Raw genomic sequence first — 25,993 nt, 5'->3', positions numbered from 1 at the left:
TCACTCGGAGGGGATGGTGATGGGGTGGCTCAGCCCCCAGTTGAACCAGTTGACCCTGAAGGAGTCGCCGGCGTGACCGCTGACGGGGAAGACGGCCGTGCCGATCCAGGTCTTGCCGCCCTCGACATCCCAGTCGCTGTGGAGTCGGCTGGAGCAGGGGGTGCGGGTGGGGATGACGCGCTCGCCGTCGGAGAACCGCAGGTACGTGCCGCCGATGGCGTCGTAGCACACCAGGGACTGCGGTCCGGACCCGAGGTTCCGGTACCGCACGGTCAGGATCAGGTTGTCGGCCGTCACCTGCAGGCGGGTGACGCGCACGTCCCAGGAGGCGGTCCTGGCGATGATCGTGTCGAGGTCGTGGGAGCCGACCGCCGGTCGCGGCTCCGACCGCTCCTGCTCGGTCTCCCGCAGGGCCAGCAGGACGAAGGGCGTCAGGACCAGCACCGCGAGGAATCCGATCACCGCGAACAGCACCGCCCGGGACCAGCCTGAGCGTGGCCGTTGGGCGGGTACGGTCCCCGCCGTCGGCCGCCATCCCGTCGGCGCGGCGGCCGGCTGGGCCACGCCGGGAGGGACGGGACCTGCGGGCGGGCGGGGCGCGGGACCCGGCGCGGGCACCGGGCCGCGGGGAGGTCCGGGCGGCGGGAAGGGCGGATGCCGGTGCGCCGCCGGCGGCGGGCCGGGTGGCGGCGTGGGCCCGGGGCGGAACGCGGGACCCGCCGGGCCCGGCGCGGGACCGGGGGGCGGAACACGGCCGGGTACCGGCCCGGGACCGGGCGAGCCGACCGGACCGGCCGGCCCGGGAGGACCGGGAGGACCGGGAGGACCGGGAGGACGTGGCGTGACGTCAGGGGCCGTTCCCGGATGCGGCAACTGCGTCGGCGGCGTCACGCCGGTATGCAGGATCTTGGTGGGCGCGGGCCGCGCGGCCGGCGCCCGTCCCGACGGGTCGCGGGGCAGTACGGGGATCTCGCCGGTCAGCGCGCTGAGCACGTTCTTGGCCGTGGGACGCCGGCGCGGGTTCTTCGACAGGCAGTCGCCGACGAAGATGCTGAGCGGCTCCGGAACCCCGCTGATGTCGGGCTCGGCCGTGATGACGTTGTGCAGGATCGCCGGGATCGTGTTGCCGTGGAAAACCAGCCGCCCCGTCGCCGCGTACACCATCGTCGCCGCCCAGCTGAACAGGTCCGACGGCGGCCCGATGCCCTTGCCCTCCACCTGCTCGGGCGACATGAACGACGGCGTGCCGACGACCTGGGAGACGGTGCCGGTCGTGTCGAGCACCCGGGCGATGCCGAAGTCGATGACGACCGGCCCCTCCGGGCCCATGAGCACGTTGCTCGGCTTGAAGTCCTGGTGCACGATCCCGGCCCGGTGGATCGCCGACAACGCGGTCAGCGTGGCGACCGCCAGCCGCGACAGCCCGCTGCCCGAGCGCGGGCCGTCACGGCGGACCAGCTCCTCCAGCGACTCGCCCTCGACGTACTCGCTGATGATGAACGGCGAGCGGTCGGTCACCCCGGCGTCCAGCACCCGGATGGTGCAGAACGGCGCCACCCGCTGCATGAGCTCCGCCTCGCGCAGGAACCGCTTGCGCGCGTCGTCGTTGTGGCTGAACTCGGCCCGCAGCAGCTTGATCGCCACACGCGCCCCGGCCGGGCTGCGCCCGAGCAGGACGGTGCCCTGCCCGCCCTCGCCGATGAACCCGAGGACCTCGTAGTCGCCCACTCGCTTCGGATCCCCCGGCCGCAGCGGCTGGGCGCCTCGCATTCGTTTCCTCCCGTACCCGGCGTTCTCTGCGTCATTGTGTCAGCAAGCGAATGAAGGCCGCGAGAATTCCGCACACTTGTCCACTTACCGCTGGGCCGGGGCCGGGAGGCCGCTCCTCTCGTCACCGCCCTCGGCGTGCGCCCTGAGGTTTCTCGGCGTGCGTGAGCCGCCGCCGAGGGGCTACCGTCACAGTGTGCGAGCACGGGACCTTGTCGTGGACTATCCGGCGGTGCGGGCGGACGACGACGCGCTGACCGCGACGCGGCTGCTGAGCGAGCGGCACCTGCCGGGCCTGGTCGTGGTGGACGAGGACGGGCGCCCTGCGACGGTGCTGCCGGCCTCTCAGGTGCTCCGGTTCGTCATCCCGCGGTACGTGCAGGACGACCCGGCGCTGGCGCACGTCGTCGACGAGTCGTACGCCGACCGGATGTGCGCCACCCTGGCCGGCAAGCGGGTGGCGGATCTGCTGCCGCGGGAACGGCCCGTGCTGCCCGTGGTCGGGGAGGACGACACCGCGCTGGAGATCGCGGCGGTGATGGCGGAGAACCACAGCCCGCTGGTGGCCGTGCTATCCGGCGCGGCCGAGGACGGCGGGCGCATGGTCGGCGTGGTCACGGCGAGCGGCCTGCTGGAGCGGCTGCTGGCCCGCTGAGGCCCTTTGTCTTTTGCCGCTTTTATGGCTTATTGCGGCATCAGAGAATGAAGACGTCGAGTGTCCAATATTGACGGCTATCACCTATCGTGAGAGACGGTGTGCCGGGAAGTCTGGTCGGCGGGCATTAATGACGTTGCATGACCGACCGGGAGGCGTGCTTGACCGCGACCCTTGCCGTGCTGATCTTCGTCGGCGCCTACGTTCTCATCGCGACCGAACGCATCCATCGCACGGCGGCGGCCCTCGGCGGCGCCGCCCTGATGCTGCTCATCCACGCCAGCGACGCCGAGACCGCGTTCTTCGCCGAGGAATCGGCGATCGACTGGAACGTCATCTTCCTGCTGCTCGGCATGATGGTGATCGTCGGCGTGCTGAAGCTGACCGGCGTGTTCGAGTACCTGGCGATCTGGGCCGCCAAACGGGCCAGGGGCAAACCGTTCCGGCTCATGGTCATGCTCGTGGTGATCACCGCGATGGCCTCGGCGCTGCTGGACAACGTCACCACCGTGCTGCTGATCGCCCCGGTCACGTTCCTGGTGTGCGAGCGGCTGGCGCTGCCGGTCGCGCCGTACCTGATCGCCGAGGTGATGGCGTCCAACATCGGCGGCACGGCGACGCTCATCGGCGACCCGCCCAACATCATCATCGCCAGCCGGGCCGGCCTGACCTTCAACGACTTCCTGATCCACCTGGCGCCGCTGGTCGTACTGCTGATGGTCGTCTTCGTGGTCATGTGCCGGTTCCTGTTCCGCGACGCCTTCCGCTACGACCCCGAGCGCGCCGCCGACATCATGCGGCTGAACGAGCGGGAGGCCATCCACGACCCGAGGCTGCTCGCGCAGAGCCTCGTCGTGCTGGCCATCGTGATCGCCGCCTTCGTGTTGCACCCGGTGCTGCACTATGAGCCGTCGATCGTCGCGCTGCTGGGCGCGGGCCTGCTGGTCGCCGCGACCCGGGTCACGGTCGAGGAGTCGATCCGCGAGGTCGAGTGGCCGACCCTGGTGTTCTTCATGGGCCTGTTCGTCATGGTCGGCGCGCTGGTGAACACCGGCGTCATCGGCGCGGTCTCGCGGGCCGCCGCCGACGCGACCGAGGGCCGTCTCGGCCTGGCCGCCATGGTGCTGCTGGGCGCGTCGGGGGTGCTGTCCGCGATCGTGGACAACATCCCGTACGTCGCGACGATGGCCCCGATCGTCGCGGACCTGGCACAGGCGCACGGCGAGTCCGGCCAGGTGCTGTGGTGGGCGCTGGCGCTCGGGGCGGACCTCGGCGGCAACGCGACCGCGATCGGGGCCTCGGCGAACGTCGTCATCCTCGGCATCGCCGAGCGCAACAACACGCCGATCGGCTTCTGGCAGTTCACCAAGTACGGCCTCGTGGTGGCCACGGTGACGATCGCGTTGTGCGTGCCGTACCTGTGGCTGCGCTACCTCTGATCGCCTCCCCGCGAACGGCTCCCCGCGAACGGCCTTTCAATGCAGACGGCGCGGTGGCGGCGCGCCCGTGCCCCGGTCGCGCCGTCCACCGCGCCGTCCGCCGATGAAATACCCGTTTCGGACACCTGCGATGCGCCGATCAATCGGTTCCCGGCACACGCGCGGGCTCGCCGGATCCGGGCTGTTCGTATGACTACTTGTGAGATGGCTACTTACGGGATGACTACTTGTGTGAGCGGAAGCGCTCGAAGATACGGCGCGCCTTGGCCTGGTTCTCCGGGTCCCTGGCCATACGCTTGGCCTGATCCGTGGCCTGGCGGCCCTGAGGGCTCGTCATGAAGCGCTTGACGCGATCCATCAGCTTGGTCATTTTGTCCCTCCTTATCCAAGTCCATTAACGGGTACCCGTTTCGCCCGGGTTCATCCCGAAGGGCGGACGGTAAGTGGCGACCATGTCACGAGCGGGCCCGGCAGGGTGCAGAATCTAATGCCGAACCAAGGGGGAAGGCGGGTCAGGAACGTGACGACGTCCACTCAGGCCACTCAGTCCGGCGAGTCCGCTCAGGGCATCGCGGCGACACGGTCCGCCCAGGCGGCGGACGTGCAGGCGTCGATCCACCGGCGCATCGCCGACGAGCTCGGCGTGCGCGACGGTCAGGTGCGGGCGGCGGTGGAGCTGCTCGACGGCGGGGCGACCGTGCCGTTCATCGCCCGCTACCGCAAGGAGGCGACCGGGGCGCTGGACGACGCGCAGTTGCGCACCCTGGAGGAGCGGCTGCGCTACCTGCGCGAGATGGAGGAACGGCGCGCCGCCATCCTGGAGTCGATCCGCTCCCAGGGCAAGCTCGACGAGGCCCTGGAGGCCCAGATCCTGGCGGCCGACTCCAAGGCCCGCCTGGAGGACATCTACCTGCCCTACAAGCCCAAGCGGCGCACCAAGGCACAGATCGCCCGGGAGGCCGGGCTCGAACCGCTCGCCGACGCGCTGCTCGGCGACCCGACCCTGGAGCCGCTCGCCGCCGCCGAGCCGTACGCGGACCCGGACAAGGGCGTCGCCGACGCCGCGGCGGCGCTGGAGGGGGCGCGGGCGATCCTGGTGGAGCGCTTCGGCGAGAACGCCGACCTCATCGGCGAGCTGCGCGAGCGCATGTGGACGCGCGGGCGCCTGGTGTCGGCGGTGCGCGAGGACAAGCGCGAGGCCGGGGCGAAGTTCGCCGACTACTTCGAGTTCGCCGAGGCGTTCACCACGCTGCCGTCGCACCGCATCCTGGCCCTGTTCCGCGGCGAGAAGGAGGAGGTGCTCAGCCTCACCCTGGAGCCGGAGAGCGAGCCCGAGCCGGAGGGGCCGAGCGGCTACGAGGTGCGCATCGCGCAGACCTTCGGCATCGCCGACCAGGGGCGGCCCGCCGACCGTTGGCTGCTCGACACCGTGCGCTGGGCCTGGCGCACCCGCATCCTCGTCCACCTCGGCATCGACCTGCGCGCCCGGCTGTGGCAGGCCGCCGAGGACGAGGCGGTGCGCGTGTTCGCCGCCAACCTGCGCGACCTGCTGCTCGCCGCGCCCGCCGGATCCCGCCCGACGATGGGCCTCGACCCGGGCCTGCGCACCGGCGTGAAGGTGGCCGTCGTGGACGCCACCGGCAAGGTCGTCGCGACCGCCACGATCTACCCGCACGAGCCGCGCCGGCAGTGGGACGAGTCGCTCGCCATCCTCGCCAAGCTGGCGAAGGAGCACAACGTCGAGCTGATCGCCATCGGCAACGGCACCGCCTCCCGGGAGACCGACAAGCTCGCCGGCGACCTGGTCAAGCTGATGCCCAACCTGACCAAGGTGATGGTCTCCGAGGCCGGCGCGTCGGTCTACTCCGCCTCGGCGTACGCCTCGCAGGAACTGCCCGACCTGGACGTCTCGCTGCGCGGCGCGGTCTCGATCGCCCGCCGGCTGCAGGACCCGCTCGCCGAACTCGTCAAGATCGACCCCAAGTCGATCGGCGTCGGCCAGTACCAGCACGACGTGTCCGAGACCAAGCTGTCGCGCTCGCTCGACGCCGTGGTGGAGGACTGCGTGAACGGCGTCGGCGTGGACGTCAACACCGCCTCCGCGCCGCTGCTCACCCGCGTGTCCGGCATCGGGGCGAGCCTCGCCGAGAGCATCGTGCAGCACCGCGACGCCAACGGGCCGTTCCGCTCCCGCAGCGCGCTCAAGCAGGTCCCCAGGCTCGGCCCCAAGGCGTTCGAGCAGTGCGCGGGCTTCCTGCGCATCCGCGGCGGCGACGACCCGCTCGACGCCTCCGCCGTGCACCCCGAGGCCTATCCCGTCGTACGGCGCATCCTGACGACGACCGGCGGCGACATCGCCGACCTGATCGGCAACACGGCCACCCTGCGCACACTGCGTCCCGAGGACTTCGTGGACGACACCTTCGGCCTGCCCACCGTCACCGACATCCTCGCCGAGCTCGACAAGCCCGGCCGCGACCCGCGCCCGGCGTTCAAGACCGCGACCTTCAAGGAGGGCGTGGACACGATCACCGACCTGGAGCCGGGCATGATCCTCGAAGGCGTCGTCACGAACGTGGCCGCCTTCGGGGCCTTCGTCGACGTGGGCGTCCACCAGGACGGCCTGGTCCACGTCTCGGCGATGTCGCGCACCTTCGTCAAAGACCCGCGCGACGTCGTCAAGCCCGGCGACATCGTCCGCGTCAAGGTGCTGGACGTGGACGTCCCGCGCAAGCGCATCTCGCTCACCCTGCGCCTGGAGGACGAGTCCGGCCCGCGCGGCGACCAGCGCCAGGGCCGCTCCGACCGCGACGGCGGCGGGCGGCAGGGACAGCGCGGCGGCCGCCCCCGCCAGGACCGCGACCGCGGACGCCCCGCCCCGCCCGCGAACGGCGCCCTCGCCGAGGCGCTGCGCCGCGCCGGCCTCGACAAGGGCCTCGACGGCGGTGACCGTGACAAGGGCCGCGACAAGGGCCGCGGCGAGGGCGGCAAGGGAAGGGGCGGCTCCCGCCGTTAGCGCGGCGTACGGCACCGGGGCTTCGGGGACGACGCCCCGGTGTTTGCGTCTGTGCTGCGCGGCCTGGTACGTTGAGGAGGTTGCAGTCGCAGTTTCCTCGAACGTTTGCACTATGGGCGCCCGCAGGAAGTTTCTGACAGCGGGCATTCCTGCCTTTTCTGGGAGACAACGCTTCCCCTGGTCGCAGGCCTGAAGGTCCGTACGCAGCATCGGACCGTCGAGAGGGCGGTTCGGGTGAAGTCCCCTTTCACAAGGAGAAGCAGTTGTCTGAAGGTACCGTGAAGTGGTTCAACGCCGAAAAGGGCTACGGATTCATCGCGCCCGACGACGGTAGCGCCGACGTCTTCGTGCACTACTCGGCGATCGCCACGTCTGGCTACCGCAGCCTTGAGGAGAACCAGCGCGTGCGGTTCGAGACCACGCGTGGCCCGAAGGGTCCGCAGGCTGAGCAGGTCAGCGCCATCTGAGGCGCTCCACGTCGTCACGGAAGGGCTCGCCCCCGGCAAGGGGCGGGCCCTTCCGCCGTTTCCGGCGGTCAGCGGAAAGCGGAGACGCCGGTGACGGTGCGGGCGAGGGTGAGGGCGTGGATGTCCTCGGTGCCCTCGTAGGTGGAGACGGTCTCCAGGTTCACCATGTGGCGCATCACCGGGTACTCCAGCGTGATGCCGTTGGCGCCGTGGATCGCGCGGGCCGTGGCGGCGACGCGCTGGGCGGCGCGGACGTTGGCGAACTTGCCGAAGCTGATGTGGCTGTGGTGGGCGAGACCGGCGTCCTTGAGGCGGCCGATCTGGTGCGCGGTCAGCAGGGCGTGGTTCACGTCCACCAGCATGTCGGCGATCTTGCGCTGGGTGAGCTGGAAGGACGCGATGGGGCGCTCGAACTGGACGCGGGTGCCCGCGTAGTCCACCGCCGCCTCGAAGCACGCGCGGGCCGCGCCCGCCACGCCCCACACGATGCCGTACCGGGCCTCCGACAGGCACGACAGCGGGGCCTTGAGACCCTCGGCGCCGGGCAGGATCGCGTCGGCGGGCAGGCGCACGCCGTCCAGGACCAGTTCGGAGGTGATCGACGCGCGCAGGGAGATCTTCTTGTGGATGACCGGGGCGGAGAACCCCGGCGTGTCGGTCGGCACCAGGAAGCCGCGGATGCCCTCCTCGGTGCGTGCCCACACCACGGCGACGTCCGCGATCGAGCCGTTGGTGATCCACATCTTGGCGCCGTCGAGCACCCAGTCGGAGCCGTCGCGGCGAGCGCGGGTGCGCATCGAGCCGGGGTCGCTGCCCGCGTCGGGCTCGGTCAGGCCGAAGCAGCCGAGCGCCTCGCCGGTGGCCATGCGGGGGAGCCACTCCTGCTTCTGCCTCTCGTCGCCGAAGCGGTGGATCGCCGTCATCGCCAGCGAGCCCTGCACCGACATGAAGCTGCGCAGGCCGCTGTCGACGGCCTCCAGCTCACGGCAGGCCAGGCCGTACGAGACGGCGTTGGTGCCCGCGCAGCCGTAGCCGGTCAAGTGCATGCCGAACAGGCCAAGCTTGCCGAAGGCCCTGGCGAGTTCGCGCGGCTCGGGGATCGTGCCGGCCTCGAACCAGTCCGCGACGTGCGGCAGCAGTTCGGCGCGGCCGAAGTCGCGGACGGCGTCGCGGATCGCCCGCTCCTCCTCCGACAGGTCCCGGTCCACCTCAAGGAAGTCGGCGGGGTTCGGCGTGGCGGGACGGGCTCCGGTCGGTCGCGGGGTGTCCCTGTCGGCATCGCTCATCGTCGTGCACCTCCTGATGCGACATTGCCTGTCGGATGTGGGTCCGTGGGCGGATCCGCGAGTACGCCCCTACCCTCTCAGACCGCGGCCTTTACGCTCGTGGCGGGGGCCGGTGCGGCCATTATGTTCAGCTCACGCCACCGAAGGCGGCACCGGGGTACGCCGCCTGCCGCCGGGCATCGTCAGCGCCGCCCGTGCTCGTGGCCGTCGCCGGGCGATGCGCCGATGGTCCCGAGGGCGGGCACGGGCTGTGAGCTGCCTTTCTGAATTAATCCTGGGAATGACGCGGGAAAAGCGATCAAAACGTCATTTTGGCCGAAGGAACGCGACAGGGGTTGTGAGTAAGCTAGATCCAGCATGATCGTAGGTGGCCGTGAGGTGTCCCGCCTCGCAGGGTCACGCTCTGTACGTGGGGCGATCGAATCTGAGTGATCGGCCCAGGTTCCTACCCCTGGAGACGATTGTGAAGGTAGGGCTGAGGTCGGCGACCCTGGCATGCGCCGGAGCCGTCGCACTCGCCGGTGCCGGAACCGCGCTCTTCGGCGTACAGGCGTCAATTCGTACGAATGCAGCGGTTCGGGCGACGGTGGGCGTGCCATACGAATGCCGTGTGGATCCGTCTGGGACGTCGAATACCGATACATCGCCGAGTCCGGTTACCCGTACTTTCCAGGTGATTTTGGAGGGGCCGGATGACGGGGTGACCCCCGGGCAGACCGTCCCCGTGACGTGGCGCGTGGACCCGACCGTCGTGCCGTTGCAACTCGACCAAGCGATCGATTTCGGCGTGCTGAGCATGCACGGCCGTTTGATCGTGGTGGAGGAACGCGGGCCGGATGAGTCGACCTCCTCCCCGTCGGGCGGGACGGACGACGACGAAGACGACGAAGACGACGAAGACGACACCGCCTCGCCCACGGAGACGTCCAGCAACGAGGAAACCTCGACCGCGTCGCAGTCCACCACCACGTCCGCGTCGCCGTCGGTCACGACCACGGTCACAGTGGACGCGATCGGCGAGACCCTCTCCTCGCTGCCGGCCTCGACGGCGCTCGACCTGCCGCCGATGGCGGCCACGGTGACTCCCACGGCCGTCGCGGTGCTGGAGCTCCGGGCCGACGGTTTCACATTGCAGGCGTCGCGCACGCCCACCCCTACGACCGGCACTCCGACCAATTCTTCGTCGACCAGTTCTTCGACGTCCCCCGCAGCCGCGCCGTCCACGACGGGAGCGTCCACTTCTTCACCGGCCCCCACGCCTACCACGACGTCACCCACCCCCCAGTCCCCCATCGTGATTCCCGTACGGGGAGACCTCGCCCAGCTGAGCTGCGCGCTCGTCACCGACGCCACGCCCGCCGCGATCCGCATCACCGTCGAGGCGAGTTCGCCGTCCGACCCGGATTCCTCGAATCCCTCGGATCCCTCGGATTCCGATTCGTCCACCCCGCCGTCCACCTCGACGGACGACACCACGACGCCCGAGCCGTCGGAAACCATCACCCGCACCTCCACCGCGACGGTCACGGTGCCCGCGTCGCCCAGGCCCACGCGTACCGAGATCGTGACCGAGACCGCGCAGGTGCGTACGACGCCCAAGGGATGGGCGAGGACGGGGGCCGCGACCGACGAGGACCCGGCCGCCGGGATGCTGATACTCGGCGGGGCGGCCCTGGTGGTCGGGGCCGTGCTCGGCGGGGTGCAGTTGCGTCGCCGGGCCGCCGGTCACTCCTCCGCGGGGCGTACGCCGTGAGCGGCGCGGGCGGCGGTTCCGGCCGCGTTCTCGCCGTGGGCCTCGTGCTGGCCGCCCTCACCGGAATCGGGGCGATCACGGGCGGATTGGTGCTGCTGCTGGACCCGGGGGCGCCCGAGGTGATCGGCCCGTCCGGGGAGGCCGGAGCCGCCGGGCCGGCAGAGTCGCGGGCTGCGCCGTACCAAATGCCGGGCCAGATGCCGGGCCAGGCGTCGGACCGGATGTCGGACGCGGCGGTTCCGCCGCCGCTGGTGATGCCGATGTCCGTGCCGGAGCGGGTACGCATCCCGACAATCAAGGTGAACGCGCCGGTGGAGTCGCTCGGGCTGGACAAGAACGGCTGGCTGGAGGTGCCCTCGCTCAAACGGCCGAACCTCACCGGCTGGTATCGGCTCGGACCGTCTCCCGGGCAACTCGGGCCCGCCGTGATCGTCGGGCATGTCAACAACAAGGCCGGGCCCGCCGTGTTCGCCCGGCTTGGCACGCTCCGCAAGGGCGACACGGTCGAGGTGAAGCGCAAGGACGGCAGCGTGGCCGTATTCACCGTGAACGAGGTGGAGCGCGTGCACAAGCGGACGTTCCCGACCGCCCGCGTCTACGGGAACCTGTCCCACGCCGGACTCCGGCTGATCACCTGCGGCGGCGCGTTCGATCCCAAAACGGGCAGTTACGCCGACAACATCATCGTCTACGCGTCCCTGTCGGCCACGCGTTGACCGCGGCCGTCGCCGGGTGCCGGGGCGGCCGACGTACGGTGGGGGAATGCAGCGGATTCTGGTCAGCGCCTGCCTGATGGGCCGGCCGGTGCGCTTCGACGGCCGGGCGAAGACCAGCGACGACGAACTGCTGGCCACCTGGCGGGCGGAGGGGCGGCTGGTCCCGTTCTGTCCCGAGGTGGAGGGCGGGTTGCCGGTGCCCCGGCCCCCGGCCGAGATCGAGGGCGGGGCCGGCGGCTACGCCGTGCTCTCCGGCGCCGCCCGCGTGCTCACGCCCACCGGGCTCGACGTCACCAACGCGTTCCTCGCCGGGGCCCACGCCGCGCTCGACGTCGCCCGCGCGATGGACATTCGCGTCGCGATCCTCAAGGAGGGCAGCCCCTCCTGCGGCAGCCTGCGCATTCACGACGGGCTCTTCCGAGGCAACGCCGTGCCGGGCCACGGCGTCACGACGGCCCTGCTGCAGGCGCACGGCATCGCCGTCTTCGGCGAGGACCGCATCCCCGACGCCGCCGCGCACCTGCGCGAGCTGGAACGGCCCGCCGTCCCCTGACGATCGTCACAAATCGTGGAAGCGGAGCCACAGTTCCAGGGTGAGAACGAGCCAGAGCTTGCCGCCCTGGCGGGGAAGCAGCCCCCGCGCCGCACATCCACGTATGCGACGAAGCGCCTCGCCTCTATCGACATGTCCTGGCCCTCGCCGACCGAGCTCATCGATCACTCGAGCGATCGGGCGAGTCGTAGCCGAAGTCGTCGCCGCCCCAGTCGGTGTCGCCGTCGCTCCAGTCTGCGGTGTGGTCCTCCGCCGCGCCATTCCGGGCCGCACCCCCTCCTGCGGCTCCGCGCACCGAGCAGCGCGGTTACACGATCGCGGCCGATCGCAGACTCTCGTCCAGGTCTCGTACGTACGTGTTGCCCGACCAGGGCTCCAGCCGCTTGCGCGCCTGAGTGATCAGAAGACCGAGCCGCGCCGAGCTGTGCTCGCGCATGAGTGTGATCGCTTCCGAGAACTTGGCCGTCGCCTCCGGGATCTCCTTGCTCTGGGTGAGGGCCATTCCGTGCTGGATCAGCCCGAATGCCTTCTCCCGTTTGAAGGCGGGACTGAGGGCGGCAAGCCGAGTGGTGACCGCCTCGATGACATCAGCGGAACGGCCAAGGTCGTTGAAAATGAACCAAAAGGACGTCCCCACCCCCTGGTACGCGTTCACCCAGTACAGGTACGAAGGCTCTGACGATGTCGGACTGTCGGCCCAACTCCTCGCGGCCTCCACCTTGCGCAGAGACTCCTTCGCGTTGCCGGTGAGAGCATGGGCCAGCGCCTCGACGGTGTCGGCGCGCGATCGCATCAGATTGCTTCCGCCGCGCCGCGCCCATCCCTGAGCCGCGAAGGCATGGTCGAGCGTCTTGGCCGGCTGACGGGCGAAGTACGCCATCTCGCTGTACCAGTGGTGGATGTACGCGGTCAACACCGGATCCCCGCTCTCTTGCGCGGCCTCAAGGCCGCGATCGAGTGAGCGTGCCGCCGCGTGGTAGTCCATCCGATCGAAGTGCAGGAACCCGGCCAGCTGGGCGAGCTCGGCATAGGTGTGGACGAGCCGGGTGCGGAGCCCGGGAAGGAGGGACTGCGTGCCGAGCAGACGGGCAACCAGGTCACGCTGGGCTTCGACGACGGGCAGGACCTTGGCGGGGCCGTAGGTGTCGTCCAGGCGGCGGCACTGGGCGGTGAGCTTCTCGAGCGTGGCCACGCTCTTGGCATCCACATGGCCCTGGGCCTGAATCATGCGGGCGAGGCGTTCCTCTTCGTCCGGGTCGAGGTGGCGCAGCAGGGTCATTGCGGGGGCTCCGCCCAGGGCGAAGGACAGCTCCAGCAGCAGTTCCCGTCGTTTCATGTCCGCCTCCTCGGCGTTAACGGCGCGAAGCAGTTCCTTGCAGCTCCCCACGCTCAGGGTGGCGGCCTCGGCGGTGTTGCGAGCGGTGTCGCAGGCGATGTCCTGGCGCGGTCGTTCCGGGTGTGCCTTCTCGTCCATGCTGACACGCTGCTGCGGAACGGAGCAGACCGTAACCGGCTGAAACGGGTCCAGGTGACGGAAATCTGCCTGATCAATCACATCCCGGTCATAGACGCTGTAGGTCGAAAACTCCTCATCCGAGATCAGGTTGTGCGCCCGCGTCTGGTAGACCCGTGCGAGTGCGGCCAGCACCCGCGCAGTGGGCCGCCGGCCCGCCGCAGGCCATCCTTCGAAGTCGTACAACCTGCACTCGCGCATCGACGCCGTACCCGCCGGGTCCAGATCGTTGATCGCGTCCACCACATCGACGGCGGTCCGGCCGTGCGCCAGCCGGTAGCACCGCAGCGGGCCGACCCGCTGCACCAGGGCGATGACGTAGGCGATCTGGTCCCAGGTGAACCGCTTGGCGCGCAGCGCCTCGCCCCAGGACCGGCAGCGCAACAGGATCGAATAGCCCTCACCGGACATCGGCGGCCCCTTCCGTGACCTCGCCCCCACCAGCGGGAACGCACGGATCGTATATCCAAAGTCACGTTCCGTGTGGCCAATGCTAAATTCCGGTGGGCGGCCCGCAGGAGGTGCGCTCGGCATCGCGGACATTTCCGCAACCTCATGCCGCCGTCCCGTGCACGATCTCGGCCGCCTACGACCCCTTGCTCGACGGTGAACCCGAGCGCGCGCCCGACGCGCCGCGAGTGCGCGTAGGCCGCCCGTTCGGCGTTACAGGAGGTCGGCCTCGTCGGTCTCCGTGGAAATGATGGCTTGCTCGTCCGGTTTGTGAACGAGGACCTTCTCCAGGTAGGACTCAAGCGCCCGCCGCAGGCCGACGTCCTTGCCCGCCTTCTCGGACTCGAACCAGCGGTGGTCGAGCACCTCGTGGAAGAGCTGGGCCGGTTCCAGCTTGCCGCGCAGTTCGGGCGGTACGGCGTTGACGGTGGGCTGGAAGGCCTCGGCGAGCCAGCGGTGGGCGACGATCGCCTCGTCCTCGTGGCGCAGGCCCTTGGCCACGCGGAAGGAGTCCAGGTCGTTGAGGAGCCGGCGGGCCTGGTTCTCCTCGACGTCCAGGCCGGTGAGGCGGAGCAGGCGGCGCTGGTGGTGCCCGGCGTCCACGACCTTGGGGCGTACGATCAGCCGGGCGGTGCCGGCCTTGCGGCGGATCATCATCTCGGCGACGTCGAAGCCGAGCGAGTTGAGCCGCCGGATGCGCTGGTCGATGCGGTGCCACTCGGGCTCTTCGATGATCTCGTCCTGGGTCAGCTCAGTCCATAACCGCTCGTACCGGTCGACGATCTGCTGGGCGAAGGTCTCAGGGTCGATGCTGGGGTGGAGCAGGCCGCCCGCCTCCAGGTCGAGCATCTCGCCGAAGATGTTGATGTGCGCGGTCTCGATGTCGTGGGCGCGCTGGCCCTCGCTGATCGCCGGGTGCAACTCGCCGGTCTCGGCGTCCACCAGGTACGCGGCGAACGCCCCGGCGTCGCGGCGGAACAGGGTGTTGCTCAGCGAGCAGTCGCCCCAGTAGAACCCGTTCAGGTGCAGCCGGACCAGCAGCACGGCGAGCGCGTCGAGCAGCCGGGTCAGCGTGTCCGGGCGCAGCGAGCCCGACAGCACCGCCCGGTACGGCAGGGCGAACTGCAGATGCCGGGTGATCAGCGCCGAGTCGATGGGATCCTCGTCGGCGGTGGTCCGGCCGGTGACGTAGGCCACCGCCTCCACGGCCGGGGCGTCGAGCCGGGCCAGGTCGCGCAGGAGTCGGTACTCGCGCCGGGCGTACCGTTCGCTGATCTCCTTGATGGCGTAGACGTGCCCGGCGAGCCGGACGAAGCGCACCACGTGCCGGGAGATGCCGCGGGGGAGGGAGACCAGGTGGTGATCGGGCCACTCCTCCAGCGGGAGGTCCCACGGTAAGCGGATCAGGTCCGGGTCGCTGGGGGCGCCGGTCAACTGCAGCGGCAACCGACAACTCCTGAAATAGGGGGATATTCGGTTGAATACGCTAGCCTGCCGACGATCGCGGCGCACGCCCGGGGACGTCCGGACGGCGGGGAAACGTCGGCGGATTGAACGCGCGCTCGATCACCGCCGTCAACTCGGCCTCGCTCAGCACGCGGGGCTCGCCGAGCGCCCTGGCGCGCACGTACACCTCGCACAGCCACTCCAGCAGCCGGGTGGCCTCGAATGCCTGCTCCAGGTCCACGCCGATCGTGACCCCGCCGTGGTTCGCCATGAGCGCGGCCCGCCTGCCCGCCATCGCCGCGCGCACGTTCTCCGCCAGCTCGGGAGTGCCGTACGTGGCGTACTCGGCGACCTTCACCGTGCCGCCGAGTAGCAGGCAGTTGTAGTGGATCGGCGGCAACTCGGTCATCGTGCTCGCCACCACCGTGCCGAACACCGAGTGCGTGTGCACGACCGCGCGGGCGTCGGTCGTGGCGTACACGGCCAGGTGCATCGGCGTCTCCGAGGACGGCTGCGTCTCGCCCTCCACCAGGTAACCGTCGACGTCGACGACCGGGCACTGCTCCGGGGTGAGGCGGTCCAGTGCCACCCCCGACGGCGTGACCGCGACCAGGTCGCCCTCGCGCACGCTCAGGTTGCCCGACGTGCCGATGACCAGGCCCAGCTCCGCGGCGCGCCGGCCGAATTCGCACAACCGCTCGCGCGGCTCCTTCATCATCACGTCACGAAACCGTAGACGGACCCCGCAGTCGGGACAATCCGATCAAGTGCCGTCACCGATCAAGAAAAGAGATACGCAGGGCGCCCGATGGCTCCCCGGCGGTGTGCGCGGGGTTTGCCTGACTTGAGGGCGTGAAAAGGACGGAGGGCGGATCGAGGGCCCGGTGGTGCGCCACGGCGGCCATCGGAATCGTGCTGGCGACGCTGCCGGTGGCCGCGCAGCCTGCGGGTTCGGCGGTGTCGGCGGTGTCAGGGATCTCGGAAGGGGTCTCGGGAGGGGGCTCGACGTCGGCGGTCGCGGCGGGGGCTCCGGTGACGGGGTTCGAGCGGCAGCGGGCGTTCGAGGACGCCGCGGCCGAGTTCGGGGTGCCCGTCGAGGTGCTGCTCGCGGTCGCCTACCACGAGTCGCGCTGGGAGCACCACCGAGGTCTGCCGTCCGTGGCGGGCGGTTACGGCCCGATGCACCTCGTCGACGCGGACCTGTCCGCCACCAGGGGCGAGGGCTTCGCGCACGCGCAGACCGCCCACACGGCGGCCCGCCTCGCGGGGCTTTCCGCCAAGCAGGTGGTCGCCGACGACCGGGCCAACATCCGGGCGGGCGCGGCGCTGCTCGCCTCCTACGCCAGGGCCCTGCACGGCGGGACCGCGCCCGCCGACCCCGCGGCCTGGTACGGCGCGGTCGCCAGGTGGGCGGCCACGCCGTACGAGACGGACGCCCTGCGTTTCGCCGACGATGTCTACCGGACCATCAGGAACGGCGCGAGGAGGACCACCGATGACGGCCAGCGCATCCACCTGCCCGCCCACCCGGCCGTGACCCCCGACACCGGACGGCTCCGCGCCCTGCGGCTGCGCCCGCCCGCCCGCAGACGCGCCGCGCAGTGCCCGCCCGGGATGAACTGCGGCGTCATCGACACCGCCTACCACCGCTTCGACGCCGACGACCCGGCGAACTTCTGCAACTACGCCTCGGCGCGGCGGCCCGAGGACTCCTACATCCGCTTCATCGTCCTGCACGACACCGAAACCCCCTATCGGCGCACCCGCGCCCTGCCCCGCAGCCCCCGGTACTGCGCGAGCTGGCACTACCTGGTGCGTTCCCGCGACGGCCACGTCGATCAGGCCCTCGACGTCCGTCACGTGGCCTGGCACGCGGGCAACTGGTGGGTCAACTCGCACTCGATCGGCATCGAGCAGGAGGGCTGGGCGAGCCGCGGCGGACGCTGGTTCACCGAGCGCATGTACCGTTCGACCGCGCGCCTGGTCCGCTATCTCGCCGACCGCTACGACATCCCGCTCGACCGGGGCCACATCCTCGGCCACGACAACGTCCCGGCCGACTCGGGACGCGGCGTCAAGGGCATGCACCACGACCCCGGCCCGTACTGGAACTGGGCCCACTTCATGGAGCTGGTCGGCGCCCCGCTGCGCGCCACCGCCCCGCCGGACTCCGACCTCGTCACCATCCGCCCGAGCTTCCGGCGCAACCGCCTCGTCTTCTCCGGCTGCGTGCCGAAGAACGAGCCGATCGACGGCGGCAAGTGCGGCGACGCGCCGCCCCGGCCGTCCAGCGCCGTCCTGCTCCGCACCGCCCCGCGCGACGACGCGCCGCTCGTCGGCGACCCCTACCTCCACCCCGACGGCGGCCCCGGCAGCCTCGGTTACGGCGACTGGGGCGCCCGCGCGTCCACCGGCCAGCGGTTCGTCGTCGCCGACCGGGAGGGCGACTGGGTGGCGATCTGGTACGGCGGACGCCCGGCCTGGCTGAAGAACCCGGCCGACAACCCGGTGCTGCTCCCCGCCAGGGGCGCGTACGTCACCCCACGGCCCGGCCTCGACGCCGCGGCGGTCTACGGCCGCCCCTTCCCGGAGCCCGACGAGCTGCCCGCCGACGTCGCCCACTGGACCTGGGGCCGCGGCAGGCAGCCCGGCCCCTACGACCGGTACGCGATCCCGGCTGGCCAGGCGTACGCCCTGATCGACACCTTCGAGGCCGACGTCTACTACGCCGCCCACCACGACGCCTCGGCCCCGGGCGACCGCGAGCTCTACACCGGCTCCCGGACCTTCCACCTCATCCACTTCAACCACCGCTACGCCTTCGTCGACGCCGATGACGTGGAGGTCTACGAGATCGGATGAGCGCGACGGCCCGGCCGCCGTACGGCCGGGCCGCTCGCCGCTACTTGAGCGCGCCGGAGGTGAGACCGGACTGGATCTGCCGCTGGAAGATGATGTAGACGATCATCACGGGCACGACGGTGATGCTCAGGCCCGCGAACAGGCCCGGCCAGTCCGCCTCGTACCCGGCGTTCACCGAGATGTTCGCGATGCCCTGCGTGAGCAGCCACTTGTCCTCGACGTTGCCGGGCAGCAGCACGATCGGCAGCAGGTACTGGTTCCACTGGCCCAGCACGTTGAAGATCGTGATGCTGATCAGGCCGGGCTTCGCCATCGGCATCATGATCTGGAAGAACGTCCGGGTGTGCGAGCAGCCGTCGATCAACGCCGCCTCGGCCACCGAGGTCGGCAGCGTCTTGAAGAACGCGGTGAGGAAGAACACCGTGAACGGCAGCGAGTAGGCGATGTACACCAGGATCACGCCGACGTGCGTGCCGAGCAGACCCAGGTTGCGCACCACGAAGAACAGCGGCACCAGGGCCAGGAACACCGGGAACGACAGCCCGGACACGAAGATGAAGTAGATCAGCCGGTTGCCGGGGAACTCGTAGCGGGCCAGCACGTACGCCGCCATCGAGCCGAGCAGCATCGTGCCCGCCGTGGAGAACGCCACCACGAAGACGGTGTTCCACATGTACAGGCCGATGTGCGCCTTGTCCCAGGCGCGGGCCCAGGAGTCGAAGCCGAAGCTCGTCGGCAGCGTCAGCGGGTCGCCGAAGATCTGGGCGTTGGTCTTGAAGGACGCCAGGAACGTCCACAGCACCGGCCCGATGATCAGGATGGTCCACACGATCAGCGCGATGTGCGACAGCGCGCCGAACACGCCCGGCCCGTTGCCGCCCCGCCGGGCCGCCGCGGGCCGCGCGGGGGCGGCCGCGCGGCCCGCCGGAGCGGTCGCCGGGCTCGTCGTCGACGATGGGGACGCCATCAGAACTCGATCCTCTCGCGCCGGGTCACCCGCAGGGTCAGCACCGCGAAGGTGATCGTCATGAAGAACAGCGCCACGCCCATCGCGGAGGCGTAGCCGTACTTGGAGAAGTTGAAGGCGTTGCGCCAGATCTCCAGCGGCAGCACCGTGGTCGCGTTGTCCGGGCCGCCCCGGTCCACCGAGAGGACCTGGACCAGGGCGAACCCGTCGAACGCGGCGATGCCGAGGTAGACCCAGCCGACCTGCAGCGTGTCCCACAGCAGGGGCAGGGTGATGCTGAAGAAGAGCCGGAAGCGGCCGGCCCCGTCGAGCGCGGCCGCTTCGAATACATCCTTCGGAATCGCGGACATGCCGGCCGAGAACAGCACCACGTAGAACCCGACGGCCTGCCAGACCATCACCGCGATGATCGACCACAGCGCCAGGTCGGGGTTGGTCAGCCAGCCGATCGGCTCGATGCCGACCTTGGCCAGCAGGCCGTTGATGACGCCGCTCTCGTCCGGGCGGTAGATGGCCTGGAACAGCACGCCGACGATGGCCACCGCGAGGACCTGCGGGAAGAAGAACACCACGCGGTAGAACGTCGAGCCGAACACGCCGGTCATCTGGCCGCCCTTGCTGCCTCCGCCGAGGTTCAGCAGGAAGGAGAAGAACAGCGCGATCGCGATGGTGAGCAGCGGCATGGCGACCAGTAACACGATGTGGTGGCGCACCGCGTGCCAGAACACCTCGTCATCAAGCAGCCGGGCGAAGTTCTCGAACCCGGCGTACTCCGGCGTCGCGGTGATGCCCCTCCAGTTGGTCAACGCGATGTAGAACGCCTGTACGTACGGGCTGATCACGAAGACCACGTAGAGGATCAACGGCGCGACGAGGAAGCCGATGATGAACGGATACCTGCCATGCCGCATGGCTCAGGCGCTCCGCTGCTGCTTGGTGATCGAGGAGTCGTTCTTCGTCTTGTCGGCCGCGGCCTGCATCTTCTCGACGAACTCGTCCGCCTTGATGCGGCCGAACATCAGCGCGTTGGTCTGCTTGCGCAGCTCGGTCTCCAGCTCCTTGTACCAGGTCTCGAAGAGCGAGAGGGTGACGATGTTCTGCCCGGCCGCCTTCTGCGCGTCGGCGACGCTCTGGTTGCCGGGGGAGAGGGTGAGGCCCTCGGTCGCGCCCACCACCACGGTGAAGCTGCCGGACTTCTCGGTGAAGCCCCGCGCGCCCTCCTTGGAGAGCATGATGCGCAGGTACTCCAGGCCGCCCTGGGGGTTCTTCGCCTTCGACGGCACGATGTAGTTCTCGCCGGGGGCGACGCGGATCGCCTCGTAGGGCATCTTGTCGGCGCTCGTCACGCTCGGGGTGGGGGCGACGGCGTAGGCGAAGGTGTCGGGGGTGTTGCTCTTCTGCTCGTTCTCCAGCCAGGAGCCCGACGGGTAGAGGGCGATCTTGCCCTGGTTCTGGCGGGTCTGCACCTCGGTGTGGATGAGGCCCTCGAAGGACTTGCCCATGTACGGGCCGATCTCCGCCCAGGCCGCGGCGGCCTGCCGTACGGGCTCGGCGGTCCAGGCGCCGTCAACGAGGTTGTCGATGTTGATGAGGACCTCGTTGCCGCCGATCTTCGCGGCCGAGATGAGGATCATCCAGTACTGGTAGTACGAGGCGTTCTTGCCGGCGTACGCGTAGGGGACGATCCCGGCGCTCTTGGCGGTCTCGCAGAAGGTCTTGAACTCGTCGAAGGTCTTCGGCGGCGTCCAGCCCTTCTCCTTGAACAGGTTCGCGTCGTACCACAGGCCGTAGGTGGAGGTGACGTACTTGAGCACGTACGGCTTGCCCGCGATGTAGCCGGCCTCGACGACGCCGGGCAGCAGCGTGTCGCGCACCTTCTTGCTCGGGTCGTCGATCGAGGGGGCGTCGAACAGCGGGGTGAGATCAAGGAGCTGGCCCTCGGCCTGCAGCGCGCCCTCGTCCATCAGGTCCGAGCCCGCGTTGGCGATCATGTCGGGGACGTCGCCGCTGGCGAACCGCGGCTGCAGCGTCTGCGCGATCTGCTGGGTGGCGACGTGCTTGATCTGAGCCTGCGGGTACATCTTCTTGTACATCGGCTCGTGGACCTCGGTCGCGTACGCGTCACCGAGGCCGCCCTTGAAGATGACGACCTCAAGCGGCGCGGTGGCCTTGACGCCGAGGGGGTTCGCCGCGGAGGTGGCGGCGGCGCTTCCGGCGGCCGTCGGGGCCGCCGACCCGCCGCCACTGGTGGCGCAGGCGTTGAGCAACCCGGCGCCGGGCACGGCGACCAGCGCGGAGAGACCGATGCGGCGGAGCATCTGCCGCCGGGAGATGGCGCCCGGCGTGCCGTCGGTGTGGGTCATGCAACCCTCCCAGGGGGCGGATCAATTAGTAAAGTTTCCTATTCGTTTTCGGCAAAGTACGTCCGCCGCAGTGAGGGCGTCAAGAGGCAGGCGGAAAGCCGTGATCGAGCTGTGGCCGTCCCGCAGGCGTGCCGCGATCTCCCGCCCACGTCGGAGGCGATTTCCCGTCCGTCGGCCGCCCCGAATCCGCACCCGGCACGGGCTCGCGGTGAGCCCGGTGCCGCCGGGACGTGCCGTACCGGGCAGGGACAGAGGGGGCTGAAGGCGTACGACGTCGCCGGGCACGCCGAATCGGCCGGCGTGGATCAACGCCGGCCGGACGGGCGAAGACGGCGTCGTTCTCAGGCCCAGATGGTCTCTCCTCCGGCTCGGTGGCGGCTCGATGTGGCCCAGGCGTGGCCCAGGTGTGGCCCCAGGCGTGGCCTGGGGGTGGCCCGGGTGTGGCCCGGGTGTGGCTTGGTTGTTGCTCAGGCGTCGCCGAAGTGCGCCCGGGTCTCCGCGAAGGCCCGGTCGGTGCCCTCCAGCGCCGCCGCGATGTCGGCCTCGGTGTGCGCCGCCGACAGGAACCAGTTGTGCCACGGATGCAGGTAGACCCCGTGACGCAAACAGGCGCTGCTGAAGTACATGCCCTTCTCCAGCGTCGCGTCACCCTCGAAACTCATCCACGGGATCGCCACCGGCCCGGTCTGGTTGACCACCAGGCCGTGGGACTTCGCCTGCTCGTAGAGCCCGTCGCGCAACTGCCGCCCGGCGCGCTCCATCGCCGCGATGCCGTCCTCGTCGCGCAACGTCTCGATCGTGGCCTTCGCGGCGGCCATCGCCACGGCCGAGAACCAGAACGAGCCCGTCGTGTAGAGCTGGGTGGCGGCCTGGCGCAGCGCGTCCGTGCCCGTCACCGCGGCGATCGCGTACCCGTTGCCCATCGCCTTGCTCCACGCCGTCAGGTCGGGGCGCACGCCGTACCGCTCCCAGGAGCCGCGCAGATCGAGCCGGAACCCGGCCCGCACGTCGTCGATCACCAGCGCGGCGCCGATCCGGTCGGCGAGCGCCCGCACCCCCCGCGCGAACTCCGGGTCGGCGAGCGCCTGGTCCTCGAACGCGTCGTGCTTGAACGGCGTCACGATGATCGCCGCCACGTCGCCGTCCGCCCGCGCCGCGGCCTCCTCGGCGCTCGCCAGATCGTTGTAGGTGAACTCGATCAGGTCGGCCCGCTCGTTCGGCGTGGTCCCCGCGGTGCTCGGCGTGCACCAGGGGTCCGAGCCGTGATACGCGCCGTGCGCCATCAGCACCTTGGTACGCCCGGTGGCGGCGCGGGCCACCATCAGCGCTTGGGTGGTGGCGTCGGTGCCGTTCTTGGAGAACATCGCCCAGTCGGCGCTGGGAATGAGGTCCACCAGCAGCTCGGCCAGCTCCACCATGATCGGCCCCGGCCCGTTGAGGCAGTCGCCCTCGGCGAGCTGCCGGGCCGCCGCCTCCTCCACCCGGGGATGGCGGTGGCCGAGCACGATCGGCCCCCAACTGCACATGAGGTCGATGTACTGTCGCCCGTCGGCGTCCCACTGGCGGCAGCCCTCGCCCCGGACGAAGAACTGCGGATATCCCGGCGCGAAGATCGCCGCGTTGAGGTGGCCGTACATTCCTCCGGGCACCACCCGGAGCGCGCGCCGCCGAAGCTCGGCGTCCGTTGAGGTCATGCTCACCGTTCCTTGGTCGAATCGGCCGCGCTCCCCGCCGAGCCGCGGCCCGTCTGTGTGTGGGGGGCTCCCCGGCTACCCCCGGCCCTGCGCCGCCGTCTCCTCCAGCAGGGCGAGCGTCGAGTCGAGATCGGTGATCCCGGCGTCCGAGCCGAGACCGGTGGCCACCTTCGCGGCGGCGGCGGTGCCCCAGCGGGCGGCCGTGACCACATCGTTGCCGTGCAGGATCCCGACGATGAACCCGGCGCAGTACGCGTCGCCGCACCCGGTGGTGTCGGCCACCGGCACCGGCAGTGCAGGCAGGCGCGTCACGCCGTCCGCCGTGGCGACGAGGCTGCCGTCGCCGCCCAGCGTGATCAGCGCCCCGGCGGGCCCCTCGGCGAGCAGCCGCCGGGCGGCCTCCTCGGCGTCCTGCGCCCCGGTCATCGCCAGCGCCTGCTCCAGGTTGGGCAGCACGTGGTCCACGTGCGGCAGGAACGCCTTCGCCGCGACGAGCAGGTCGGGCATGTTCGACAGCAGGTCCATCGTGACCACCGTGCCCGCGGCCCGCGCCCGGTCGAGCAGCGCGAAGAAGTCCGGATCGTTCAGCCCGAACGTCACGTCCATCCCGCCCAGATGCACGGCCCGCGCCCGCTCGACCGCCGCGGCGTCGACGTCGGCGAAGGCCACGCCGAGGTTCGCCCCCGGCACGTGGAAGCTCGGCCGCCCGCCGTCGGGCCGGATCGGCAGGATCGACGCCGCCGTCTGCTCGCCGGGCCGCCGCGCGAGACCGGACACGTCCACCCCGTGCCGTCCCAGCACGGCCAGCAGGAAGTCGCCGAGCTCATCGTCGCCGATCGCGCCGTACGTGCTCACCTGGGCGCCGAGCTTGACCAGGTCGACGGCGGTTCCGGCGGCCGACCCGGCGGCGGTGAGCCGGATCTGCTCCACCAGCACGGTGTCCTGGCCTTCGGGGATGTACTCGATTGGCCGGGCCAGGATGTCGGCGATGTGCACGCCGATCGTGACGACCGGGCCGTGAGTCGGTGGGGACATGGGTCGTCTCCGTAGGGGAATGCGAGCAGGACTCATGACTTGTGTCACGTAGTAGACAGACGCCCGCGCGGAAAGTCAATAGACTCGTAACCTGGAGGCTTCGATGTCCAAAAACGTTGACCACCAACAACGACGCCTTGAGGTTCTCGCGGCGGCGCGGCGCGTCATCGTGCGCGACGGCATCGAGGCGGCCACGACCCGCGCGATCGCCCGGGAGGCCGGTTACTCCAGCGGCATCCTCACCCACTACTTCGACGACAAGGATGACATCCTGTCGTCGCTGCTGCGCCACTCCCACGAACGTTCCCGCCAGCGCAGGGTCCGCCGCACCGCGGGCGTCACCGGCCTCGCCGCCCTCCGCGAACTGCTCCTCGACAGCCTCCCCCTCGACGCCGAGCGCACCCGCGAGACCCGCCTGGAGATCGACTTCTGGAGCCGGGGCCTCTCCGCCCGCCGCCTCGCCGAGGTCCAGCGCCGCGAACACGCCAAACTCCGCGCCGCCACCCGCCGCCGCCTCGCCGAGGCCCACGACGCCGGCGAGATCATCCTGGCCGCACCGCCCGAGCGCCCGGACGCCCGGCAGACGGACGCCAAGAGCGACGCCGGGGGCCATGTCGGGGGCGATGTCGAGGGCCACGCCCGGGATGACGTTGCGGGAGTGGACGACCTGGACGCCGTCACCAAACGCCTGCTCGCCCTGGTGGACGGCCTCAGCCTGCACCTGCTGCTCTACCCCGACCGCGTGACCCGCGCCGAGGCCGAACGCCTGGTCCTCGCCGAACTGGACCGCCTCACACCGCCGTCGTGATCCCCGGCCGCGCCTCCGCCCCTGCGATCGCCCGAGCCCTGATCGCGAGGCCGAGCGCCTGGTTCATCGAACTGGACCGCCTCACACCGCCGTCGCGACCCCCGGCCGCGCCCCCGGCCCCGCGATCGCCCGAGCCCTGATCGCCCACGGCCCGCCTTCCCATCCGTCCGCGCGGTTCACACCGAGCCTTTCTCGGCCCCGGTACGGCGAGACGCGTCACGGCGGTGACCGGCGTATGATCGCCCGCCCTCCCCGCTAACCGAACCGCTAACCGAACACCGCTAACCAAACACGGCCGGGGGCGGCACCGGGGCGACCACGGGGTCGCCGTCGTGGAGGGGCGCGGCCCCGGCGATGAAGTCGGTGAGGGCCTCGTCGTAAACGCAGCGGGCCTTCGGCAGACCGGCGGCGGCCTTGCGGGTGAGGCGGTCGGTGGCGAGCGGCCGGTTGGAGGCGGCCAGGATGAGGTTGCCGAAGCGGCGACCGCGCATGATGCCGGGCTCGGCCAGCAGCAGCGCGTGCCGGAACGAGCCCTTGACGGTGGCGGCGATCCGGCGGGCGAACGCCAGGCCCTTGCCGTCGGCGGTGTTGACGAGCAGGGTGCCGGACGGGCGCAGCACCCGGGCGAGGTCGGCCATGTACTCGGCGGTGGCCAGATCCAGGGGCATGGTGGCGCCGCTGAACGCGTCCAGGACGACCAGATCGGCCGACTCGTCCCGCAGCCCCTGCGCGCCCGAGCGGCCGTCGGTGACCCTGACCTTCAGATTCGGCACCGAGCGCAGCGCCAGCCGTTCCCTGACCAGGTCTACCAGAGCCTGGTCGGGCTCGATGACGATCTGCCGGGAGCCCGGCCGGGTGGCGGCGACCCACCGGGGCAGGGTGCACGCGCCGCCGCCGACGTGCACCGCGTCCAACGGCCCCTCCGGCAGCGTGTCGATCACGTCGGCCATCAGCCGGACGTACTCGAAATCGAGATAGGTGGGATCGTCGAGATCCACGAACGACTGCGGCACGCCGCCCATGGTGAGCACCCAGCCGGCGGGCCGATCGGCGTCGCGGAGCAGTTCGACCTCCCCGAAGGACACCGGGTAGACCCCGGGAAGGGGTGTTTGATCCGCTTTGTGCTTGCGCCCCACGGCATCCTCCTGGTTCTGGTATACCCATGCGGTAAAGCTGCTTCGGCGCGGCCTCGGGAGACACCGT

The 25,993-nt window shown here is 70.5% G+C and carries 21 protein-coding genes; 9 read left to right on the top strand and 12 right to left on the bottom strand.

Going from position 1 to position 25,993, the window contains the following annotated elements; genetic code table 11:
* Positions 1–1,770: a serine/threonine-protein kinase gene (locus AB0K60_RS07850; RefSeq protein WP_364049802.1), complete on the bottom strand. Its 1,770-nt coding sequence runs from the start codon at positions 1,768–1,770 to the stop codon at positions 1–3.
* A 193-nt stretch (positions 1,771–1,963) separates the two neighbouring features.
* Between AB0K60_RS07850 and AB0K60_RS07845 the strand changes: the two genes are divergently transcribed.
* Both AB0K60_RS07845 and AB0K60_RS07840 read left to right on the top strand, forming a co-directional pair.
* Positions 1,964–2,422 carry a CBS domain-containing protein gene (locus AB0K60_RS07845; protein WP_364049800.1) on the top strand — a complete coding sequence of 153 codons (459 nt, stop codon included), beginning with the start codon at positions 1,964–1,966 and terminating at the stop codon, positions 2,420–2,422.
* 161 nt (positions 2,423–2,583) lie between these two features.
* Positions 2,584–3,861: an ArsB/NhaD family transporter gene (locus AB0K60_RS07840; protein ID WP_364049798.1), complete on the top strand. Its 1,278-nt coding sequence runs from the start codon at positions 2,584–2,586 to the stop codon at positions 3,859–3,861.
* Positions 3,862–4,084: 223 nt separating this feature from the next.
* Here the strand turns inward: AB0K60_RS07840 and AB0K60_RS07835 are convergent, their stop codons facing one another.
* The gene (locus tag AB0K60_RS07835; RefSeq protein ID WP_364049796.1) at positions 4,085–4,231 is read right to left on the bottom strand and encodes a hypothetical protein; all 147 of its coding nucleotides are present in this window, start codon (positions 4,229–4,231) and stop codon (positions 4,085–4,087) included.
* A gap of 231 nt (positions 4,232–4,462) precedes the next feature.
* Here AB0K60_RS07835 and AB0K60_RS07830 point away from each other — a divergent pair, with 231 nt between their 5' ends.
* Both AB0K60_RS07830 and AB0K60_RS07825 read left to right on the top strand, forming a co-directional pair.
* Positions 4,463–6,877 carry a Tex family protein gene (locus AB0K60_RS07830; protein ID WP_364050606.1) on the top strand — a complete coding sequence of 805 codons (2,415 nt, stop codon included), beginning with the start codon at positions 4,463–4,465 and terminating at the stop codon, positions 6,875–6,877.
* Positions 6,878–7,140: 263 nt separating this feature from the next.
* Complete coding sequence (locus tag AB0K60_RS07825) at positions 7,141–7,344, top strand: cold-shock protein (protein ID WP_364049794.1); 204 nt, start codon at positions 7,141–7,143, stop codon at positions 7,342–7,344.
* A gap of 68 nt (positions 7,345–7,412) precedes the next feature.
* On the opposite strand, the gene AB0K60_RS07820 is transcribed toward AB0K60_RS07825, so the two are convergent.
* Positions 7,413–8,630 carry an acyl-CoA dehydrogenase family protein gene (locus AB0K60_RS07820; RefSeq protein ID WP_364049792.1) on the bottom strand — a complete coding sequence of 406 codons (1,218 nt, stop codon included), beginning with the start codon at positions 8,628–8,630 and terminating at the stop codon, positions 7,413–7,415.
* Between the two features lie 673 nt (positions 8,631–9,303).
* Between AB0K60_RS07820 and AB0K60_RS07815 the strand changes: the two genes are divergently transcribed.
* The 3 genes from AB0K60_RS07815 to AB0K60_RS07805 are packed head-to-tail and all read left to right on the top strand — an operon-like array spanning position 9,304 to position 11,652.
* Positions 9,304–10,383 carry a hypothetical protein gene (locus AB0K60_RS07815; protein WP_364049790.1) on the top strand — a complete coding sequence of 360 codons (1,080 nt, stop codon included), beginning with the start codon at positions 9,304–9,306 and terminating at the stop codon, positions 10,381–10,383.
* A complete protein-coding gene (locus AB0K60_RS07810) occupies positions 10,380–11,099 on the top strand; it encodes a class F sortase (protein WP_364049788.1) in 720 nt (239 codons plus the stop codon). Before AB0K60_RS07815 ends, AB0K60_RS07810 begins: the two co-directional genes overlap by 4 nt.
* A 46-nt stretch (positions 11,100–11,145) precedes the next feature.
* On the top strand, positions 11,146–11,652 hold the full coding sequence (locus tag AB0K60_RS07805) for a DUF523 domain-containing protein (RefSeq protein ID WP_364049786.1): 507 nt from the start codon (positions 11,146–11,148) through the stop codon (positions 11,650–11,652).
* A gap of 307 nt (positions 11,653–11,959) precedes the next feature.
* Here AB0K60_RS07805 and AB0K60_RS07800 read toward each other — a convergent pair whose 3' ends face one another.
* The 3 genes from AB0K60_RS07800 to AB0K60_RS07790 all read right to left on the bottom strand — a co-directional run bounded on the left by AB0K60_RS07800 (position 11,960) and on the right by AB0K60_RS07790 (position 15,779).
* Entirely contained in the window at positions 11,960–13,576 is a 1,617-nt protein-coding gene (locus AB0K60_RS07800) for a hypothetical protein (RefSeq protein WP_364049784.1), read from the bottom strand.
* Between the two features lie 252 nt (positions 13,577–13,828).
* The gene (locus AB0K60_RS07795; RefSeq protein ID WP_364049782.1) at positions 13,829–15,061 is read right to left on the bottom strand and encodes a DUF4032 domain-containing protein; all 1,233 of its coding nucleotides are present in this window, start codon (positions 15,059–15,061) and stop codon (positions 13,829–13,831) included.
* 40 nt (positions 15,062–15,101) lie between these two features.
* On the bottom strand, positions 15,102–15,779 hold the full coding sequence (locus tag AB0K60_RS07790) for a class II aldolase/adducin family protein (RefSeq protein WP_364049780.1): 678 nt from the start codon (positions 15,777–15,779) through the stop codon (positions 15,102–15,104).
* Positions 15,780–15,913: 134 nt separating this feature from the next.
* Between AB0K60_RS07790 and AB0K60_RS07785 the strand changes: the two genes are divergently transcribed.
* Positions 15,914–17,923 (top strand): N-acetylmuramoyl-L-alanine amidase, encoded by a 2,010-nt coding sequence (locus tag AB0K60_RS07785; RefSeq protein ID WP_364049778.1) that lies wholly within the window; start codon positions 15,914–15,916, stop codon positions 17,921–17,923.
* A 40-nt stretch (positions 17,924–17,963) separates the two neighbouring features.
* On the opposite strand, the gene AB0K60_RS07780 is transcribed toward AB0K60_RS07785, so the two are convergent.
* The 5 genes from AB0K60_RS07780 to AB0K60_RS07760 form a co-directional block, all read right to left on the bottom strand.
* Positions 17,964–18,890 (bottom strand): carbohydrate ABC transporter permease, encoded by a 927-nt coding sequence (locus AB0K60_RS07780; protein ID WP_364049776.1) that lies wholly within the window; start codon positions 18,888–18,890, stop codon positions 17,964–17,966.
* Positions 18,890–19,801: a sugar ABC transporter permease gene (locus AB0K60_RS07775; protein ID WP_364049774.1), complete on the bottom strand. Its 912-nt coding sequence runs from the start codon at positions 19,799–19,801 to the stop codon at positions 18,890–18,892. The genes AB0K60_RS07780 and AB0K60_RS07775 overlap by 1 nt, the downstream gene beginning before the upstream one ends.
* Positions 19,802–19,804: 3 nt before the next feature.
* Positions 19,805–21,253: an N-acetylglucosamine/diacetylchitobiose ABC transporter substrate-binding protein gene (gene ngcE / locus AB0K60_RS07770; RefSeq protein ID WP_364049772.1), complete on the bottom strand. Its 1,449-nt coding sequence runs from the start codon at positions 21,251–21,253 to the stop codon at positions 19,805–19,807.
* Between the two features lie 467 nt (positions 21,254–21,720).
* Positions 21,721–22,947 carry an aminotransferase class III-fold pyridoxal phosphate-dependent enzyme gene (locus AB0K60_RS07765; protein ID WP_364049770.1) on the bottom strand — a complete coding sequence of 409 codons (1,227 nt, stop codon included), beginning with the start codon at positions 22,945–22,947 and terminating at the stop codon, positions 21,721–21,723.
* Positions 22,948–23,022: 75 nt separating this feature from the next.
* On the bottom strand, positions 23,023–23,982 hold the full coding sequence (locus tag AB0K60_RS07760) for a carbohydrate kinase family protein (protein ID WP_364049768.1): 960 nt from the start codon (positions 23,980–23,982) through the stop codon (positions 23,023–23,025).
* Positions 23,983–24,085: 103 nt separating this feature from the next.
* On the opposite strand from AB0K60_RS07760, the gene AB0K60_RS07755 reads away from it, so the two are divergent.
* On the top strand, positions 24,086–24,790 hold the full coding sequence (locus tag AB0K60_RS07755) for a TetR/AcrR family transcriptional regulator (protein WP_364049766.1): 705 nt from the start codon (positions 24,086–24,088) through the stop codon (positions 24,788–24,790).
* 281 nt (positions 24,791–25,071) lie between these two features.
* Here the strand turns inward: AB0K60_RS07755 and AB0K60_RS07750 are convergent, their stop codons facing one another.
* The gene (locus AB0K60_RS07750) at positions 25,072–25,926 is read right to left on the bottom strand and encodes a fused MFS/spermidine synthase (protein WP_364049764.1); all 855 of its coding nucleotides are present in this window, start codon (positions 25,924–25,926) and stop codon (positions 25,072–25,074) included.
* Positions 25,927–25,993: the final 67 nt, after the last annotated feature.

Source organism: Thermopolyspora sp. NPDC052614 (assembly GCF_040678635.1).
Lineage (GTDB): Bacteria > Actinomycetota > Actinomycetes > Streptosporangiales > Streptosporangiaceae > Thermopolyspora.
The sequence above is the reverse complement of the archived record's forward strand: the minus strand, read 5'-3'. Positions and strand labels throughout refer to the sequence as shown.

Excerpts from the sequence above, each read along its gene's own strand:
- AB0K60_RS07765 (WP_364049770.1), bottom strand. The coding sequence starts at position 22,947 with ATGACCTCAACGGACGCCGAGCTTCGGCGGCGCGCGCTCCGGGTGGTG.
- AB0K60_RS07755 (WP_364049766.1), top strand. The coding sequence starts at position 24,086 with ATGTCCAAAAACGTTGACCACCAACAACGACGCCTTGAGGTTCTCGCG.
- AB0K60_RS07760 (WP_364049768.1), bottom strand. The coding sequence starts at position 23,982 with ATGTCCCCACCGACTCACGGCCCGGTCGTCACGATCGGCGTGCACATC.
- AB0K60_RS07835 (WP_364049796.1), bottom strand. The coding sequence starts at position 4,231 with ATGACCAAGCTGATGGATCGCGTCAAGCGCTTCATGACGAGCCCTCAG.
- AB0K60_RS07850 (WP_364049802.1), bottom strand. The coding sequence starts at position 1,770 with ATGCGAGGCGCCCAGCCGCTGCGGCCGGGGGATCCGAAGCGAGTGGGC.
- AB0K60_RS07820 (WP_364049792.1), bottom strand. The coding sequence starts at position 8,630 with ATGAGCGATGCCGACAGGGACACCCCGCGACCGACCGGAGCCCGTCCC.
- AB0K60_RS07805 (WP_364049786.1), top strand. The coding sequence starts at position 11,146 with ATGCAGCGGATTCTGGTCAGCGCCTGCCTGATGGGCCGGCCGGTGCGC.
- AB0K60_RS07790 (WP_364049780.1), bottom strand. The coding sequence starts at position 15,779 with ATGATGAAGGAGCCGCGCGAGCGGTTGTGCGAATTCGGCCGGCGCGCC.
- AB0K60_RS07800 (WP_364049784.1), bottom strand. The coding sequence starts at position 13,576 with ATGTCCGGTGAGGGCTATTCGATCCTGTTGCGCTGCCGGTCCTGGGGC.
- AB0K60_RS07775 (WP_364049774.1), bottom strand. The coding sequence starts at position 19,801 with ATGCGGCATGGCAGGTATCCGTTCATCATCGGCTTCCTCGTCGCGCCG.
- ngcE (WP_364049772.1), bottom strand. The coding sequence starts at position 21,253 with ATGACCCACACCGACGGCACGCCGGGCGCCATCTCCCGGCGGCAGATG.
- AB0K60_RS07780 (WP_364049776.1), bottom strand. The coding sequence starts at position 18,890 with ATGGCGTCCCCATCGTCGACGACGAGCCCGGCGACCGCTCCGGCGGGC.